The sequence below is a fragment of the Lentibacillus salicampi genome (assembly GCF_004565465.1).
In the GTDB taxonomy this organism is placed as follows: domain Bacteria; phylum Bacillota; class Bacilli; order Bacillales; family Amphibacillaceae; genus Lentibacillus; species Lentibacillus salicampi.
Genome location: NZ_SRHY01000040.1, coordinates 11,460 through 29,875, shown reverse-complemented (window position 1 = coordinate 29,875; position 18,416 = coordinate 11,460). Strand labels below are relative to the sequence as shown.

Below are 18,416 nucleotides of genomic sequence, written 5' to 3'. Positions count from 1 at the left end.
TTTAATTGTCTTCCAGTAATTACCATTTATTTACTGGTCTAGTTTCCTATTGCCTTTTTTAAGCAAATCGCACCTTGATAACTAAATATTTATTTATTTTTCACTTGACATCTTACCGCAGGTCTTTTCAAGTGGATAATCATCATAATACCGTAATGATTACGATTTGTAAATAGTAATCATTACGATTTGGAAAAAACTTATGCAATTGCTCATCATAGAGCGGAGAAATCGGCGGAAGAGCGAAGGAATCGGCAGAAGAGCGGAGAAATCGGCAGAAGAGCGGAGAAATCGGCAGAAGAGCGGAAGAATCAGCAGAAGAGCGGAGAAATCGGCAGAAGAGCGGAGAAATCGGCAGAAGAGCGGAAGAATCAGCAGAAGAGCGGAAGAATCAGCAGAAGAGCGGAAGAATCGGCAGAAGAGCGGAAGAATCGGCAGAACAGCGGAGAAATCGGCGTCAAGCCGATTTCTTCCGAATAACAATCAATCAAAACTTCTGACCATAATACTTGTCCAGGGAAAACCCGCGGCCAAGCACCTCGGAGGCGTTAATAAACACGACAAAAGATGCTGGTTCTTCATCCTGCAGAATACTTTTAAGCTTAACCGCCTCCTGCTGGTCAGCAACACAGAGAATCATGGTCTTGTCCTGGTTTGAATAGCCGCCAACGGTTCGGACTTTTGTCAATCCACGGTCAATCTGGTCATTGATCACGCGATGGATGTTCTCCTCGTTTTCGGTAATAATCATAATCAGTTTGGATGCCGATGTCTGCAGCTGAACGACATCAATTGTTTTGCTCGTTATATAAATACACATGAGTGCAAACAGCGTCAGCTCCAGACTGAACACAAAAATGGATGAAATCACAACGATGCCATCGACAATCAGCTGGGAATAACCACTCGAAAACCCGGTGAATTTTTTAACAACCTGAGCGATCGCTGCAGTGCCGCCGGTGGATCCGCGTCCCTTATAAACCGTTCCAAGACCAACCCCAAGAATGATACCACCATAAATGGCACCAAGCACAGGATTTGATACCGTATAAGGAAAGTCAGCTGTCAAATAGATCATAAACGGCACCCAGAATGTACCAAGCAGTGTTTTCCAGCTGAAATCTTTTCCGAGAGCAATCCAGCCGATCACAAAAATAGGAAGATTAATAATGAATTGTGTAAATGCCGGGCTTAATGCATACATTTCGTAAAGAATGGTACTGACCCCGGATATGCCGCCTGCTGCCAGTTTGGACGGCAAAAGAAACAAATTATAGGATAGCGCGACCAGTGTAGCACCGATGATGACTTGAGTGTATTCTGTGATAAGTTTTTTATTCATATGGTGTAAATCCTTTCTTTCCGAATGAGCTATAAGTTGGGATCCGTCTATTCGATGCTACCGCAATTATTTTAACGCAGTTCGCCGGTTGATAAAAGTTTTTCGTTTAAAAATATACCCATTTTTATTGCTAACTGTCAGAATATAATTTATACTGATAGATGGATAGGGGACTATCTTTTATTTTCCAGCAATAATGAATGAGTATTCATTCAAAAGAAGATTGGGGGAGACAATATGAAGCGAACGATCAAGCGGGCTGCGGTATTAGGTTCCGGCGTGATGGGATCCGGGATTGCTGCACACTTGGCAAACGCAGGTATTCCGACAATGATGCTCGATATTGTACCACGTGAATTGACCAAACGTGAGGAGAGGAAAGGCTTTACGCTTGAGGATCGTGCTGTGCGAGATCGTGTGGCTACTGAGAGCAAAAAGGCTTTATTAAAGCAAAAACCGTCGCCAATCACGTCAAAGAAAAGTCTTGATTTGATCGAAACCGGCAACATGGATGATGATATGGAAAAATTAGCTGACGTTGATTGGATTATTGAAGTTGTTACAGAAAATCTAGAAATCAAGCAGAAGGTTTTTAAAAACGTTGACAACCATCGTAAAGAAGGGACCATCGTCACGTCCAACACATCGGGGATATCAGTTGAAGCAATGGCAGAAGGGCACTCGGATGACTTTCGCAAACACTTTATGGGCACACACTTTTTTAATCCGCCGCGCTATCTGAAGCTGCTGGAAGTCATTCCGACAAAAGCGACTGACCCAGAAGTACTGGCCTTCATGAAAGCATTCAGCGAAGATATACTGGGTAAAGGTGTCGTTGAGGCGAAAGATACACCAAACTTTATTGCCAACCGGATCGGGACATATGGTCTGCTTGTCACCGCACAGGAAATGGTAAAAGGCGGCTACACAATTGGGGAAGTGGATTCCGTCACTGGGCCCATGATCGGCCGTCCGAAAAGCGCCACATTCCGGACACTTGACGTTGTCGGGCTGGATACGTTCATCCATGTCGCCAACAATGTTCGGGAACAGGTTGAAGGCGATGAAAAAGATGTGTTCAAGGTTCCGGATTTCATGCTGAAAATGCAGGAAAATGGCTGGCTGGGTGCCAAAAGCGGTCAGGGATTTTTCCTGAAGAAAAAAGGAAGCGACGGCAGCACGATTTATGAATTGAATCCCGAAACACTTGAATATGAAGACCGAAGAAAATTGAAAACGAATGCCACAGAGATGGCGAAACAGGAGAAAGGTCCACGCCGTAAATTGAAAGCGCTTGTATCAGCTAAAGATGACAAGGCCGGTGATTTAGTCTGGTCCGTTTTAAAGCCGGTCCTGATTTACTCGGCAGAACTAACAGGTGAAATTGCCGATGATATTGTATCGATTGACGAGGCGATGAAATGGGGATTCGGCTGGGAAATCGGCCCATTTGAAACGTGGGATGCCATCGGTGTCCGCAAGTCGGTCGAGCGCATACAGGAAGAAGGTTCAACCGTACCGGATTGGGTGCTGAAAATGCTCGAGGATGGAAACGAGTCCTTCTATCAAACTGAGAACGGTACTGTTTACTATTACGACAATGGTGAATACAAACAACAGCATTTTAACCCGAAAGACATTAACCTAAAACGATTAAAAAATGAGAAAGGAGTTATTAAACAGAATACGGGTGCCAGTTTGATAGATTTGGGCGACGGTGTTGCTGGGCTTGAGTTCCATTCACAAGGCAATGCGATCGGTCTCGATATTATCAAAATGGTCAATGATTCGCTTGAAGAAGTGAATCAAAACTATGAAGGGCTGGTGATCGGCAACCAAGGCAAAAATTTTTGTGTCGGTGCCCATCTGGGGATGATGCTGATGGCAGCACAGGATGACGATTTCTTTGAACTGGATATGGTTGTCCGTCAGTTCCAGAACATGGCAATGGCCATTAAATATTCCGAAAAGCCGGTAGTCACTGCTCCATTTAATATGACAATCGGCGGTGGTGCTGAGGTATCTCTCCCGGCAGCATCCGTCCAGGCATCAGTCGAAACATATATGGGGCTGGTTGAATTCGGTGTCGGTCTGATTCCAGGCGGTGGTGGAACGAAAGAGCTTTATTTGAAAGAACTCCGCCATTTGCCTAAAGGCGTCGACTTTGATTTGACCAAAGTGGCGAACGATGTGTTTGAAAAAGTGGCGACAGCTAAAGTGTCCACATCAGCGGAAGAGGCACGCGAAAATGGATTTTTGAACAACGGTGACGCCATCAGTGTGAACCCCGATCATTTATTGCACGATGCAAAAGAAAATGTGTTGGCACTCGCTAAAGCAGGATATCAGCCACCGAAACGCGAGAAGGTCCCTGTCGTTGGGGATGCAGGCTATGGAGCGATGCTGCTTGGGGCGAAATCAATGCAATACAGCGGCTATGCATCAGACCATGATTTGAAAATAGCTGAAAAACTTGCCTATGTTTTGTCAGGCGGACGGATCAAAGAAGGAACATTAATTGATGAACAGACGATGCTTGACTTGGAGCGTGAAGCATTCCTGAGTTTGATCGGTGAACCGCTGACACAGCAGCGGATGCAGCACATGCTCTTAAAAGGAAAACCATTACGTAATTAATTTGAAGAGGGGGAGAAAACGTGAAGGAAGCAGTCATTGTTGCAGGTGCAAGAACCCCTGTGGGAAAAGCAAATAAAGGGTCACTGGCTAATACACGGCCTGATGACTTGGCAGCATTAACGATCAAAGAAACATTGAAACGTGCCGGGAATTATAACGGCAACATTGATGACGTCATTATTGGCTGTGCGATGCCGGAAGCCGAGCAGGGCATGAACATGGCGCGCAATATCGCCGGTCTTGCCGGTCTCCCGAAAGAGGTTCCCGGTATTACGATTAACCGCTACTGCTCATCCGGACTGCAGAGCATCGCCTATGCAGCGGAACGCATCATGCTCGGTGCCAGTGATACAATCATCGCAGGTGGTGCGGAATCCATGAGTCTGATTCCAATGGGGGGCCACGTAATCAAGCCAAATACCAAACTCGTGCAGGACGCACCGGGATATTATATGCAAATGGGCCATACCGCTGAAGAAGTGGCCAGCCGCTTCGGCATTTCCCGCGATGACCAGGATGAGTTTGCTGTCCGGAGCCATCAGCGTGCTGCAAAAGCTCTGGAAGCAGGTCATTTTAAGGACGAAATTGTCCCGGTCGAAGTAACGGAGCGCGTCATTGGCGAAAAAAATAAAGTGGAAGAAAAATCCTTTATGTTTGAAATGGATGAAGGTGTACGCGCCGGAACGACGAAGGAAATTTTGGCAAATTTAAAACCGGCATTCGCAGCAAATGGAACTGTCACGGCGGGAAACTCGTCACAAATGAGTGATGCAGCCGGTTCCGTATTGGTCATGGATCGCGCTAAAGCTGATTCTGAAGGTCTAAAACCAATGGCCAAATTCCATTCATTTGCCGTAGCAGGTGTGGAACCTGAAATTATGGGAGTCGGCCCCGTTGAGGCGGTACCGAAAGCGGTGAAAATGGCCGGACTGGAGTTATCCGACGTTGGCCTGTTTGAGCTCAACGAAGCCTTCGCGTCACAATCTGTCCGTGTCATTCAGGCATTGGAGCTGGACCCGGAGATTGTCAACGTGAACGGAGGAGCCATCGCACTCGGCCATCCGCTCGGCATGACTGGGACAAAGCTGACACTGAGTCTGATTCATGAAATGAAACGTCGTAAGGTACAATACGGTGTCGTCACCATGTGTATCGGCGGCGGCATGGGAGCAGCCGGCGTCTTCGAGTTATTGTAAGCTATGAATTTTGCTGAAATTTGATTTCACTCTGTTGAAGGGGTGAATGTCGGCATGCGGGACTTCAGAGATTTTACGCAGGCTGTTTTCTAAAAGGTTGTTTTTGGTGTGAAAATCATAAACTGCGACGTAGACTGTGATGGTGGTTAGACTGACGCTACGGAAAATACGCTTCGCTTTCCGCGGGCGGCTGATGAGCCTCCTCGTGCTGGCGCACTGCGGGGTCTCATCTATGCCTCTCCTCCCGCAGGAGTCTCAGCGTATTTCCTCCGCTGGGTGATGTGCTTTTGGCAAACAACAGTGTCCACTCTGTAGCTGGTTGATTGGAGTGGAGGAAAGCCGACTCCTGCGGGAAAAGCAACAGCTGAAGACCCCGCAGGAAGTGGTTTTCTTCCGAGGAGGCTGAAGCGTTGCCCGCGGAAAGCGGCTTTCCGTAGCGGAAATCAACGAAGCACTTACACCGCAGTTTATCTCTACTGCGTAAAGTTCAGATAATTCTAGTGAAACAAAAAAATCCTTTTGTTATAAAAGTCACCACAGGCAATTGGATACAATGAAAAAATTCCACAATGGAAAGGAACGATGATTGACATGAGTGAAACAAAAGAAAAATTGTTTAAAGGCGGCGGGTTTTTAACAGAAGATCTGCAAGCCAATGATGTCATTACGCCCGAAGATTTTACGGAAGAACATAAAATGATTGGCAAAACAACCGATGATTTCGTTGAAGGTGAAGTAGTCCCCAAGATTGATCATATGGAGAACCATGAATTTGAGTATTCCATTGACTTAATCAAAAAAGCTGGTGAACTTGGACTGCTTGGCGCAGACATTCCAGAAGAATATGGTGGGCTGAATCTGGATAAAATCAGTTCAGCCATCATCACAGAAAAATTCGCCCGAGGCGGCGGCTTTTCGATCACACACGGCGGTCATGTCGGTATTGGGACATTGCCCATCGTATTTTTTGGCAATGAAAAACAAAAGAGCACCTATTTGCCGAAATTAGCGACTGGTGAGATGATTGCGGCCTATGCACTGACCGAACCAAGTGCGGGATCTGACGCCATGAGTGGGAAAACGACCGCAAAATTAAACGAAGCCGGCACACATTATATTTTGAACGGTGAAAAACAATGGATTACCAATTCAGCGTTTGCGGATGTATTTATTGTTTACGCGCAGGTTGACGGTGATCAATTTACAGCATTCATCGTTGAACGCGAATTCCCGGGTGTATCGACTGGACCTGAAGAAAAGAAAATGGGGATCAAAAGTTCCTCAACGCGGACATTAATTCTGGAAGATGTTGAGGTACCCGTTGAGAATCTACTTGGTGAAAAAGGCAAAGGGCACAAGATTGCCTTTAACATTTTGAATGTCGGCCGTTACAAACTTGCGATGGGCGGTGTCGGCGGATCTAAAGTGGGTATCGAAGTCGCGACAAAATATGTTAACGAGCGTAAGCAATTCAATACGTCTATCTCCAGTTTTTCACTGACGCAGGAAAAACTGGCAACCATGGCTGCAAAAACATATGCTAATGAAAGTGCTGTCTATCGTACAGTCGGTTTATTTGAACAGCGTATGGGCGCCTTGTCGGATGAGCAGCTGAAAGATGGCAGGGAAGTCGCCAAAGCGATTGCCGAGTATCAGATTGAATGTTCACTGAATAAATTTTCAGCCACAGAATGTATGGATTACGTTGTGGATGAAGCTCTTCAACTTCATGGCGGGTACGGTTTCATGGAAGATTACGAAGTGGCAAGGATGTACCGTGATTCCCGAATCAACCGGATTTTTGAAGGAACCAACGAAATCAACCGCCTGATTGTACCTGGAACATTAATAAAAAAAGCGATGAAAGGTGAACTCCCGCTTCTCCAAGCAGCACAAAAGCTGCAGGAAGAACTTATGATGATGATGCCGGAAGAAGTTGGCGAGGCTACGCTGGAGCAGGAAAAATATTTGCTGAAAAATGCCAAGAAAATGATCCTGCTTGGTGCGGGGCTGGCCGCTCAGAAGTATCAGCAGAAGCTGGCAGATGAGCAGGAGATTTTAGTGAATCTGGCTGACATGGTAAATGAAGTGTACAACATGGAATCTGCCATCTTGCGTACAGAGAAAGCAATCAACAAAGACGGCGAAGACAAGCACAAGCAGAAACTTCTGTACACACAAGTCTATGTGCAGGAAGCCTTCAATCGCATTGAAGCAGATGCAAAAGAATCGCTCATTGCCGTTGAAGAAGGGGATACACTAAGAATGATGCTGTCATCATTGCGAAAACTGACACGTCACACCCCCATTAATGTGATCGCCAAAAAACGCTCGATTGCAGCGAAAATTATTGAAGAAGAAAAATATGTTGTTTGATTGCAGAACTGAGGAATGCCCCGGGCCGAAGCAGCGGTCCCGGGGTGTTTTTTGATCAAACCTTTGATGGTGAGAGGATCTCCACAACCAGTTCGGCCCAAGTGGTCACAAAATCGGCCCGAATGGACACAGAATTGGCCCAAGCTGTCACAAAATCAGCCCAAGTTCACCATTTTTGGGCCCAAATGGTCACAATCGGAGCGGTAAACAACGAAAAAATCCAAAACTCACAGTTCAGTCCACGAATCATGACTCGCCCGCCTCCACTAAATTTGCTATAATGAACATGATAATCATAAGCAGGGAGTGAATAGCATGGCACTAACATTTTACTGGTATCCGAAATGTGGCACATGTCAAAAAGCAAAAAAGTGGCTTGATGAGCATGAAATCGATTATACAAGCGTCCATCTTGTCGAAGCACCGCCAACGAAAGAGCAGTTGCTTGATTTCATTTCCAAAAGCGATCTGCCGCCGAAGAAATTTTTTAACACAAGCGGGAAAAAATACCGTGAACAAAACATCAAAGACAAACTTCATGATATGAGCACCGATGAGATGGCAGAATTGCTGGCGTCAGATGGCATGTTGATCAAACGGCCGATTGTAACAGATGGCCAAAATGTGACGGTCGGTTTTAAAGAAGATACATTCAACAAAACCTGGCTGTCATAATAAGATAAAATACTAGAAAATTACACTATCGCCTAGTATAGTTTAGGTATCAAGTGATGGATTAATGGAGGGATTGTAAGTGAACTTGCCAAAGGATTTATTTTATACGAAAGAGCATGAATGGGTGAAGAAAGAAGACGGGAACGTTCGGATTGGGATCACCGATTTTGCACAGGATGAGCTTGGTGATATTGTGTTTGTCGAGATGCCTGAAGTTGGAGATGAAATCGGAGCAGATGAGCCATTTGGCAGTGTCGAATCCGTTAAGACCGTTTCCGAATTGTATGCACCGCTCAGCGGAAAAGTCCTCGAAGTTAACGAAGAGCTTGAAGACAGTCCGGAATTTGTCAATGAATCACCATATGACAAGGCGTGGATGGTCGTCGTGGAACCGTCCAATCCATCCGATGTTGATCAATTGTTATCTGCTGAACAGTATGAAGAAGCTGTTAAAAAAGACTGATGTTGATGGAAAAGCTGACGACTCCAAATGGAGGAAGTCGGCTTTTTAATAGGGATAGCATTTCCTCCTATCATCACCATACTGCTTCTTAAGGAGTGCAATATGGATGACACACGACACAGAAAAAGTTATCATTGTGGAAGGATTGACCGATAAAAAGCAAATTAGCAAAGTGATTGCCGAAGATGCTGAGATTGTTTGTACAAATGGGACGCTTGGCGTGGAAAAGTTTGATGAGCTTCTCGAAGACTATGATCTGGATAACCGGGATGTTTATATTTTGGTTGATGAAGACAGTTCCGGTATCAGGCTGCGTCATCAGTTGTCACGTGAACTCCCGCATGCCGAGCAGATTTATGTGAGCAGCGACTATCGCGAGGTGGCGGCAACACCTGAAAATATATTGGCTGCCAATCTTGCGGGGAAGCAAATCGAGGTTAATCCGATTTTTCTGGTTTAGGGTGATGGTTTTGCAGCAAATAACGGATGATGTATTGGAACAGAATCGCTATTTATTATATATTTATACACCATTTTGCGGCACGTGTGCATTGGCGCGGTCCATGCTTGATAAAATTGAATCGGTCCATCAGCAGGATATTTTTTATGAGATGAATGCGTCACTTCACTCTGATTTTATGCAGGAATACAAGATTGAAAGTGTGCCCTGTCTGCTGATCGTAGAAGACGGTGACGTGCAGGATAAAGTATATGCATTCAAGTCGATTGCCAACATATACAGTTATTTAATGACGTATAAGCCAGAGCTGTTTGCCAAAAGTTAATTGTATATTGACAAACGGGACGAAGCGTACTATAATTTTATTATTGATTTTCAAAATGTGACTTTAAAATTGTGAACTACTTTCAAATTGAATACGGATATTCTCTTATCCAGAGCGGTGGAGGGGCTGGCCTTATGAAACCGCGGCAACCTCAAATGATTCATGTTTGAAAGGTGCCAATTCCTGCGAGGCGAAAGCTTTGGCAGATAGGGGAACGTGAAGATGATGTCAATATACGTCTTTCTGTTCTCTCTGCAGGAAGGCGTTTTTCTTTTTGCAACGTCAGAAGGTATAAATTATGGTTGACCTTATAAGAAAAACTTCGGCACTCGATATAAGACGAGGCGAATGCCGAGTTTTTCTAAAAGTGCTCTTTTTTCCTTTAAAACGAGCAATACTACTTTTGAAAACAGGACATAATAGCCATGAAGGAGGATGACCTTGATATCGATAGAGGGTTTAAAGAAAATCTTTACAACAACGAACAACCGGATAACTGCTGTCGATGACTTGACCCTTGATATTGCGGAAGGTGAGATATTCGGGGTAATCGGCTACAGCGGCGCCGGCAAGAGTACATTTGTGCGACTTTTGAACAGACTGGAGGAACCTTCTGCCGGAAAAATTGTCATCGATGACCAGGAGTTAACCGCGTTAAGTACGAATCAGCTGCGGGTCACTCGTCAGGAAATCGGCATGATTTTTCAGCATTTTAATCTGCTGTGGTCACGGACAGTGAAAGACAATATTGCGTTTCCATTGGAAATTGCCGGGATGCCGAAACGTGCACGGGAAGACCGCGTTCAGGAATTAATCGAACTTGTCGGTTTAGCTGGACGGGAAGACGCGTATCCGTCGCAACTGAGTGGTGGACAAAAACAGCGGGTTGGCATCGCCCGGGCGCTTGCGAACAGACCGAAAGTCCTGCTGTGTGACGAGGCAACGTCAGCGCTTGACCCGGAAACCACGAATGCGATTCTGGATTTACTCGTGGATATTAATGCGAAACTGGGATTGACGATTATCCTCATTACCCACGAAATGCATGTAATCCGTAAAATCTGCAACCAAGTGGCTGTGATGGACGAGGGAAAAATCGTCGAACAAGGTGATGTGCTTGATGTGTTTTTACGACCGGAACAGCATGTCACCAAGAAGTTTGTGGAGCAGGTCATGGGAACTGACGATGATCATGACGGTGTTGAAAAACTCATCAATACGTATGACAGCGGCAAAATCATCCGACTGCATTTTGTTGGCGACACCGCAAATCAGGCGCTTATCACGCAGATAGCCAGATCATTTCGCATCGATATTAACATTTTACAAGGGAAAATTACGCAAATGCAGCAAGGCGCATATGGTACATTATTCGTTCAAATGGACGGAGAGACGGATGAAATTGCCCGGGCAATAAATTATATAACGGACGAAACCTCCGTGGAAGTGGAGGTGGTTCAGGATGTGGAATAGCCTATTCCCAAACATTGAGATGCAGGATTTGTGGATCGCCACATATGAAACATTCTATATGACGATTTTGGCATTAATTGGAACGTTTATTTTTGGTATTTTGTTAGGGCTTCTGCTTTATCTGACAATGAAAGACGGCATTTGGCAGAACAAATTTCTGAATATAGTCGTTGCCACTATTGTCAACGTGTTCCGGGCGATCCCATTTATTATTTTAATTCTGCTCTTGTTCCCGTTTACCGACTTTTTAATGGGGACGATCCGTGGGCCGAACGCAGCACTTCCTGCATTAATCATCGGCTCGGCGCCATTTTACGGGCGGCTTGTTGAGATTGCCCTGAAAGAAGTCGATAAAGGTGTCGTTGAAGCTGCAAAGGCAATGGGGGCGAAAACGCGGACCATCATTTTCAAGGTTTTGCTTCCCGAATCCATGCCGGCGCTTGTTTCAGGCATTACCGTCACAGCGATTAACCTGATTGGCTATACGGCGATGGCCGGCGTGATCGGTGCCGGGGGACTGGGAAATTATGCTTACTTTTTCGGGTTTCAGCGGCGTGAATTTGATGTCGTGTTTATATGTACAATACTGATCGTACTGATCGTATTTTTATTCCAATTCATTGGTGATTATAGTTCTAATAAAATTGATAAAAGATAAATTGAAGGAGAGAGGCAAACATGAAAAAAATTCTGGCATTGGTTTCATTATTTTTAGTTATTCTATTGGCAGCATGTGGCGGATCGGGTGACAGTGACAGCACGGAAATAAAGGTTGGGGCCAGCAGCACACCACATGCTATTATTTTGGAAGAAGCGAAACCACTTCTTGAGGAAAAAGGCATTACGTTAACCATTGAAGAATATCAGGATTATGTTCTGCCGAATGAGGATCTTTCAAATGGTGAAATTGACGCCAACTATTTCCAGCATATCCCTTATCTGGAAGGGCAGATTGCGGACATTGGCTATGATTTTACCCATCTTGGCGGTATTCATATTGAACCGATGGGGATTTATTCCAAAGATTACAACAGTATTGACGAAATTTCAGAGGGTGCCGAAGTACTAATGAGCCGTTCTGTTGCTGACCATGGGCGTGTACTGGGATTGCTTGAAAAAGAAGGCCTGATTAAGCTGTCTGATGATGTTGAAACCGTCGATGCCACAACCGATGATATTGTAGAAAACCCAAAAAACCTGAAATTCTCTTATGATTATGATGCAGCGACACTTCCTAATTTGTATGAAACAGAGGAGAATACACTGGTCGCGATTAACACGAATTACGCGATTGGTGCGGACTTGGATCCAATGGAGGATGCACTCATTCTCGAAGGTGAGGAATCCCCGTATGTGAATGTGGTGGCCGTGAAGAAAGAAAACAAGGATAATGAAGCCGTCAATACATTGGTGGAAGTCCTGCACTCTGAAGAAATCCAGGACTTTATTCTGGAAGAGTTTGACGGTGCAGTTGTGCCAGTGGATGGCGAACAATCGTAAAGCGAATTGTGGGGAATCCACAGCATTTAGCAGTAATTTGCGCTATGTTTACATGAAATTTAGCTGAATGGTTTCTGTCATTCGATTTACCGATCCTGTCGTCTTCAATGGTTTATATCCGGATTGTAGCGGGTATTGTGTATGTGGTATGCTTGCTACCGTAATCAAACGAAAGGATGATTCACTATTTATAGTGGAATAAAGATGCATTACACTCCGGAAATGGAGAAAGCCATGCAACAATCGAACAAGATTGGCTATGAGGAGTATGAAAGGAAACTGGATAAACGCATAGCCGTGGAAAAAAGACGGCAGGATGAATATGAAAAATGTAAACAGATGTCAGCTGAAATTGACAGTCATATGTATACACGATAATTGAAAATCCGGCATTCCCTGATAGGGTTGTCGGATTTTTTACGTTTATGGATGGAAGTTAGATCAGTGGACGGTTTTTGGAAGCTTGGCCCCTTGACAACGTTTCATTTTTACTGGGTTTTCGGAAATCTTTTTAAAAAAGTTGCCATTAGAACAGGGATTATTATGGTTGAAGTCGAATATCTATATAACCGAAAACATCAAGGAGGCGCTTATTTTGAAATTATTAAGTTACCAAATAAAAGGCTATCCTGGACCAGCAAGGATGGGCTTTATGCATGATGAAAATATCGTTGACCTGCAGGAAGCCTGGAAAAGATTGCAGCGATCTGAGTTGAACGATGAGCTGGCAAATGCTGCGGATAGGCTTGTCCCGGCGGATCCGGCGACATTTTTTTTAAATGGTCATCACGTTATCGAACAGGTGAAAGACGTAAAGAAATATGCAGAGGCGAATCATGTGAAAGATATCAGCTTCAACCGCGCTGATGTTGATCTTTCCACTCCTGTTCCGTCTCCTGGAAAGGTCATTTGTGTCGGCAAAAATTATGCGGCACATGCAGCCGAAATGGATAGCAGTGTTCCGGATTATCCGGTCTTGTTTGCCAAATTTGCCAATGCGTTGATCGGTCCTGAGGAGCTGATTGAAAAACCGGCATTTGTCCAGAAACTTGACTATGAGGCTGAGCTGACAGCAGTCATCGGAAAAGAGGCAACACATGTCAATCGCGACGAGGCACTCGATTATATTGCCGGTTATACCATCGGCAATGATATGTCGGCCCGTGATCTGCAGAAGCGCACACCGCAATGGCTGCAGGGGAAGACGTTAGATCGGTCGACACCTGTAGGCCCGTGGGTGGTGACTTCTGATGAAGTGCATGACGCGGGCAATTTAGCTGTCCGCTCATACGTCAACGGGGAACTGCGGCAATCCGCAACGACAGAACAACTCATCTTTGATATTCCGTTTCTGATTGAATTCATTTCTTCTCTAATGACATTAAAACCCGGTGACCTGATCATGACAGGCACGCCCAATGGAGTCGGCATGGGCATGAATCCGCCGCAGTTTGTGGAAGATGACGACATTGTAACGGTTGAAATTGACAACATCGGCCGAATGGAGAATAAAGTGACGGAAATGAAGAAGTAAATGATACGCGTGCAGATCGGTACAACGATCTGCACGTATTTTTTTGAAAAAAATTCACAACATGTATTGCATTAATATAAATTCTGTTGCATAATAATACATAACATTTTATAAGTATTAAAAAATGGGCGAAAGAATCAGCAGAAGAGTGCGAGAATCGGCAGAAGAGCGAAAGAATCAGCAGAAGAGCGCGAGAATCAGCAGAAGAGCGAAAGAATCAGCAGAAGGGGTGATACAGTATGGCGACATTACAGCATATCCGGAAAGTACTTGTAATTGGATCGGGCCCCATCATCATTGGGCAGGCAGCTGAATTCGATTATTCCGGAACACAGGCTTGCCTGGCGCTGAAAGAAGAGGGCGCCCGCGTGATACTTGTCAATAATAATCCGGCTACCATTATGACAGACCAAGCAATGGCTGATCATGTCTATCTGGAGCCTTTAACGACGGACTCGCTCACTTCCATTATTCAGAAAGAGCAGCCGGATGGGATATTGCCGACACTAGGCGGACAGACAGGTTTGAATTTGGCAGTAACATTGCATGAAGCAGGTGTATTGGAGCGCTATAAAGTGGAACTCCTTGGTACCTCGTTAGATGCTATCCAAAAAGGTGAAGACCGCGATATTTTCAAATCGACGATGAAACATATTGGCGAACCCGTTCCGGAAAGCTTATCGGTTCATACAGCAAGCGATGCGGTCCGCTTTTCACAGACGGCTGGTTTCCCGATTATTGTCAGACCAGCCTATACACTAGGCGGAGCCGGCGGGGGGATTGCCGAAACCAAAGAAGAACTTCTGAAAGTTGTACAGCACGGGCTGGATGTCAGCCCGGTTGGACAGGTGCTTGTTGAACAAAGTATAAAAGGCTGGAAAGAAATCGAATATGAAGTGATCCGGGATGCCGATGACGACTGTGTGATTGTCTGTGATATGGAGAACATTGATCCAGCGGGCGTTCATACAGGCGACAGTGTTGTTGTTGCACCTTCTAAGACGTTGAGCGGCGATCAGCAGCAAATACTCCGTAGTGTCTCCTTCAAAGTGATTCGGGCACTTGGCGTTGTTGGTGGATGCAACATTCAATTCGGAGTGAATCCGGAAAGTGGTGAATATGTGATTATTGAAGTCAACCCACGGGTCAGCCGCTCAAGCGCGCTCGCATCAAAAGCGACCGGTTATCCGATTGCCAGAGTGGCGACCAAGATTGCCATGGGCTGGCATCTCAATGAATTGCAGAATCCGATGACCGGCCATAGCTATGCGGGTTTTGAACCGGAACTCGATTATGTTGCAGTTAAAATACCACGCTGGCCTTTTGAAAAATTCGGATCAGCTGACAGAACTCTTGGGACTCAAATGAAGGCAACAGGAGAAGTGATGGCACTGTCAGACAATTTCCCGGCTGCTTTAAATAAAGCGGTCCGGTCGCTTGATACCGGAATCAGTCATTTTCCGTTTTTGTCTGATTGGACGGCGGATGCCATTGAAAGTGCGCTGGAGAATACGACGGATGAACGTCTGTTTGCGACAGCAGAAGCAATCAGACGCGGGTTTTCGATCGATCATGTCCACGAGCTGACAGGTATCACCCGCTATTTCCTAAACGGGATAGCCTCGGTCATCGAGATGGAGCATCAGCTGACGAAAAAAGGCCGGGAAGCTGTCACCCGGAATGAATGGAAAACAGCTAAAATGATGGGATTTTCAGATCAGGTACTGTCCTTTCTTCTCGACATGGATCCACGTGCTGTCCAGGAACTTTCCCTGAACATGTCTCCTGCATATCAGAAGGTCGATACAGGCGCAGCAGAAATGTCGGCTGGTACGGGCTATTTTTACAGTACATGGGGAGGCACGAATGAAGCAATCCCATTGAAAGGTCAAAAGGTCGTTGTGCTGGGAGCAGGTCCAATCAGGGTTGGTCAAGGAATTGAATTTGACTACTGCTCAGTTCATGCAGCGAAGTCACTACAGGATCAGGGGATCAATGCCATTGTGATCAACAATAACCCGGAAACGGTCAGCACAGACTATAGCACGGCCGATCACCTTTACTTTGAACCACTGACAGCTGAAGACGTATTAGCCATTGTCCAGAACGAACAAGCTGATGGTGTAATGATACAATTCGGTGGACAGACAGCCATCAACCTTGTGGAAGAACTGGCTCAAGCCGGCATTCCGATTTATGGCACGTCATTACAGGCCATCAATGCTGCAGAAGACCGCGAGAAGTTCTATCAGCTGCTGCAGAAGCTTGATATCCCCCATATACCGGGCAAAACGGTGAAAGGGTCTGAAGAGGCTGTCACGACAGCAGATGAAATTGGTTATCCGGTTCTGGTGCGCCCATCTTACGTGATCGGCGGAAGCGGCATGGTCATTTTGCACAATGCGTCTGAACTAATGACATATTTGAACGGATTGGCAGAGAAAGCATCGGAATCAGCCATTTTCCCACTGTTAATCGACCGCTTTATTCCGGGTCATGAGTTTGAAATTGATGTTGTCTGTGATGGGGAAGATGTGCTGATACCCGGTGTGTTCCAGCATGTTGAACGAGCAGGAACCCACTCCGGTGACAGCATCGCCGTCTTTCCGGCACCGGATCTCTCAGAATCGCAAAAGCAACTGATTGAATCGTATACAAAAGCGATCTCAGCGGAATTGCACTTGCAGGGGATGGCCAATATACAATTCGTGGTCAGTGAGGACAAACAAGAATTGTATGTCCTGGAAGTTAATCCGCGTGCATCAAGAACAGCACCCATGGCTAGCAAAGTAACAGGTGTTCCGCTGATTGATCTGGCGGCACAAGTACAAACAGGCAAGCCGCTCGCAGAACAGTCCTGGAAGCTTGGTCTACATGCTGATCTCCCTTTCTATGCTGTAAAGATACCAGTCTTTTCCACTGCTAAATTGTCCGGGGCTGATCCCTATTTGGGGCCGGAAATGCAATCGACAGGTGAAGCGATCGGGTTAGGCTCAACGGTCGGGAAGGCGCTGGCAAAAGCGTGCGGCTGGACGGAAGGCAGTCTGCCGGATATAGCAACACAAAAGCCGGTATATGTATCATTTAGTTCAACAGATAATGTACCAGAGCAACTGTATTCACTGCTTGCTGATTGCCCAGCTGAACTGGCTGCCGACCCGGAAACTGCCGTTGCTCTCAGCAAGAAGGGCATTCAAGCTGACCGAGTGGTGGGTGTTACGGAAGCTTGTACGATTTGTTCGGAAAATGGTTTTACGCTTGTTTGTGACACACAGAAATCGTTTATGGAGGATGACCACACCCGGCTCAGGAAGGCAGCATTGGCCGTTAATACCACATGCCTAACATCGGCAGAAACATTACTTGCCTATTTGTACGCGGCGAGCCAGTCGCAGGAGGCCCCTGTTCCGGTAAACGACTATTTGCATGAAAGTCAAGGACTGAATCGGCGGAAGGAGCGTGCGATGTAAATGAAAGCAGAGACTGTACCTACTCATGCCAGTAATCAGTTGAAAGGCCGTGACTGTTTAAAACTTGCTGATTTTAGCAACAACGAATTGGCTTGGTTGCTGAAGCTGGCTGACCAATTGAAACACGAGCACAAAGTCGGGATTCATGACGAACCATTGAAGGGAAAAACGCTTGGTATGCTGTTTGAAAAGCCATCGACAAGGACGCGCGTGTCCTTTGAAGCAGGCATCTTCCAACTGGGCGGTGCAGGGATTTTTCTGAATTCGGATACGCTGCAGCTGGGGAGAGGCGAAACATTGGCAGATACGGCAAAAGTTCTCTCAGGTTACGTTGATGGCATGTTGATCCGGACATTTTCTCAAGATGCCCTTGAGGAATTTGCGGAGAACGCCACGATTCCGGTCATCAATGGACTAACAGATCGTTATCACCCGTGTCAGGTGCTTGCTGATCTGCAGACAATCAAGGAAATAAAAGGCGGGCTGAACGGTTTGAACCTTGCCTATATCGGTGATGGCAACAATATGGCACATTCGCTTATGATCGGTGCCGCTATGATGGGGATGTCTATCAGCATTGCCGCCCCTGAAGATTATCTGCCGGACACGTCGGTTGTGCAGGATACCTTGACAATCGCTGAACATTCCGGAAGCACTGTTGACGTCACATCAGATCCGGAGGCCGCTGTCCGCCAGGCTGATGTCATTTATACCGATGTATGGGCAAGCATGGGGCAGGAAGAGGAACAGACTAACCGGGAAAAAGCATTTTCCGGCTTTCAGGTGAACACGGAACTATGCACGCTTGCCGCCGACGATGCGATCTTTATGCATTGTCTGCCAGCACACCGTGGTGAAGAAGTTACAGCACAGGTGATTGACGGGACACAATCGGTTGTCTTTCAGCAGGCCGAGAACAGATTGCACGCCCAGAAAGCACTTATGACAGCATTAATGGGTTGATT

At 45.9% G+C, this 18,416-nt stretch carries 16 protein-coding genes and 1 riboswitch; of the genes, 15 read left to right on the top strand and 1 reads right to left on the bottom strand.

The window, feature by feature from the left end:
• The first annotated feature begins 189 nt into the window (after positions 1–189).
• Positions 190–480 carry a hypothetical protein gene (locus E4U82_RS16050; protein WP_135111200.1) on the top strand — a complete coding sequence of 97 codons (291 nt, stop codon included), beginning with the start codon at positions 190–192 and terminating at the stop codon, positions 478–480.
• Positions 481–487: 7 nt separating this feature from the next.
• On the opposite strand, the gene E4U82_RS16045 is transcribed toward E4U82_RS16050, so the two are convergent.
• Positions 488–1,342: a YitT family protein gene (locus tag E4U82_RS16045; protein ID WP_135111199.1), complete on the bottom strand. Its 855-nt coding sequence runs from the start codon at positions 1,340–1,342 to the stop codon at positions 488–490.
• A gap of 237 nt (positions 1,343–1,579) precedes the next feature.
• On the opposite strand from E4U82_RS16045, the gene E4U82_RS16040 reads away from it, so the two are divergent.
• The 14 genes from E4U82_RS16040 (at position 1,580) to argF (ending at position 18,414) form a co-directional block, all read left to right on the top strand.
• Entirely contained in the window at positions 1,580–3,979 is a 2,400-nt protein-coding gene (locus E4U82_RS16040; protein WP_135111198.1) for a 3-hydroxyacyl-CoA dehydrogenase/enoyl-CoA hydratase family protein, read from the top strand.
• 20 nt (positions 3,980–3,999) lie between these two features.
• The gene (locus E4U82_RS16035) at positions 4,000–5,175 is read left to right on the top strand and encodes an acetyl-CoA C-acetyltransferase (protein WP_135111197.1); all 1,176 of its coding nucleotides are present in this window, start codon (positions 4,000–4,002) and stop codon (positions 5,173–5,175) included.
• Positions 5,176–5,766: 591 nt separating this feature from the next.
• Positions 5,767–7,551: an acyl-CoA dehydrogenase family protein gene (locus tag E4U82_RS16030; RefSeq protein WP_135111196.1), complete on the top strand. Its 1,785-nt coding sequence runs from the start codon at positions 5,767–5,769 to the stop codon at positions 7,549–7,551.
• 315 nt (positions 7,552–7,866) lie between these two features.
• On the top strand, positions 7,867–8,226 hold the full coding sequence (locus E4U82_RS16025; protein WP_135111195.1) for an arsenate reductase family protein: 360 nt from the start codon (positions 7,867–7,869) through the stop codon (positions 8,224–8,226).
• 79 nt (positions 8,227–8,305) lie between these two features.
• Positions 8,306–8,689: a glycine cleavage system protein GcvH gene (gene gcvH, locus E4U82_RS16020; RefSeq protein ID WP_135111194.1), complete on the top strand. Its 384-nt coding sequence runs from the start codon at positions 8,306–8,308 to the stop codon at positions 8,687–8,689.
• Between the two features lie 106 nt (positions 8,690–8,795).
• Positions 8,796–9,149: a toprim domain-containing protein gene (locus tag E4U82_RS16015; protein ID WP_135111193.1), complete on the top strand. Its 354-nt coding sequence runs from the start codon at positions 8,796–8,798 to the stop codon at positions 9,147–9,149.
• Between the two features lie 10 nt (positions 9,150–9,159).
• A complete protein-coding gene (locus E4U82_RS16010) occupies positions 9,160–9,474 on the top strand; it encodes a thioredoxin family protein (RefSeq protein WP_135111192.1) in 315 nt (104 codons plus the stop codon).
• Between the two features lie 102 nt (positions 9,475–9,576).
• Positions 9,577–9,687, top strand: a riboswitch (SAM riboswitch).
• A gap of 228 nt (positions 9,688–9,915) precedes the next feature.
• Entirely contained in the window at positions 9,916–10,947 is a 1,032-nt protein-coding gene (locus E4U82_RS16005; protein ID WP_135111191.1) for a methionine ABC transporter ATP-binding protein, read from the top strand.
• Positions 10,937–11,605 (top strand): methionine ABC transporter permease, encoded by a 669-nt coding sequence (locus E4U82_RS16000; protein ID WP_135111190.1) that lies wholly within the window; start codon positions 10,937–10,939, stop codon positions 11,603–11,605. The genes E4U82_RS16005 and E4U82_RS16000 overlap by 11 nt, the downstream gene beginning before the upstream one ends.
• A 20-nt stretch (positions 11,606–11,625) precedes the next feature.
• Positions 11,626–12,447, top strand: a complete 822-nt coding sequence (locus E4U82_RS15995) for a MetQ/NlpA family ABC transporter substrate-binding protein (protein ID WP_135111189.1) — start codon at positions 11,626–11,628, stop codon at positions 12,445–12,447.
• A 234-nt stretch (positions 12,448–12,681) separates the two neighbouring features.
• Positions 12,682–12,825 carry a YuzK family famiily protein gene (locus E4U82_RS20015; protein ID WP_167751453.1) on the top strand — a complete coding sequence of 48 codons (144 nt, stop codon included), beginning with the start codon at positions 12,682–12,684 and terminating at the stop codon, positions 12,823–12,825.
• 217 nt (positions 12,826–13,042) lie between these two features.
• Positions 13,043–13,981, top strand: coding sequence for a fumarylacetoacetate hydrolase family protein (locus tag E4U82_RS15990; RefSeq protein WP_135111188.1), 939 nt, complete (start codon positions 13,043–13,045; stop codon positions 13,979–13,981).
• 239 nt (positions 13,982–14,220) lie between these two features.
• Positions 14,221–17,451, top strand: coding sequence for a carbamoyl-phosphate synthase (glutamine-hydrolyzing) large subunit (carB, locus tag E4U82_RS15985; protein WP_135111187.1), 3,231 nt, complete (start codon positions 14,221–14,223; stop codon positions 17,449–17,451).
• Positions 17,452–18,414: an ornithine carbamoyltransferase gene (argF, locus tag E4U82_RS15980; protein WP_135111186.1), complete on the top strand. Its 963-nt coding sequence runs from the start codon at positions 17,452–17,454 to the stop codon at positions 18,412–18,414.
• Positions 18,415–18,416: the final 2 nt, after the last annotated feature.

Excerpts from the sequence above, each read along its gene's own strand:
- E4U82_RS16045 (WP_135111199.1), bottom strand. The coding sequence starts at position 1,342 with ATGAATAAAAAACTTATCACAGAATACACTCAAGTCATCATCGGTGCT.
- E4U82_RS16040 (WP_135111198.1), top strand. The coding sequence starts at position 1,580 with ATGAAGCGAACGATCAAGCGGGCTGCGGTATTAGGTTCCGGCGTGATG.
- E4U82_RS16030 (WP_135111196.1), top strand. The coding sequence starts at position 5,767 with ATGAGTGAAACAAAAGAAAAATTGTTTAAAGGCGGCGGGTTTTTAACA.
- E4U82_RS16025 (WP_135111195.1), top strand. The coding sequence starts at position 7,867 with ATGGCACTAACATTTTACTGGTATCCGAAATGTGGCACATGTCAAAAA.
- E4U82_RS16015 (WP_135111193.1), top strand. The coding sequence starts at position 8,796 with ATGACACACGACACAGAAAAAGTTATCATTGTGGAAGGATTGACCGAT.
- E4U82_RS16000 (WP_135111190.1), top strand. The coding sequence starts at position 10,937 with ATGTGGAATAGCCTATTCCCAAACATTGAGATGCAGGATTTGTGGATC.
- E4U82_RS15995 (WP_135111189.1), top strand. The coding sequence starts at position 11,626 with ATGAAAAAAATTCTGGCATTGGTTTCATTATTTTTAGTTATTCTATTG.
- E4U82_RS20015 (WP_167751453.1), top strand. The coding sequence starts at position 12,682 with ATGCAACAATCGAACAAGATTGGCTATGAGGAGTATGAAAGGAAACTG.
- carB (WP_135111187.1), top strand. The coding sequence starts at position 14,221 with ATGGCGACATTACAGCATATCCGGAAAGTACTTGTAATTGGATCGGGC.
- argF (WP_135111186.1), top strand. The coding sequence starts at position 17,452 with ATGAAAGCAGAGACTGTACCTACTCATGCCAGTAATCAGTTGAAAGGC.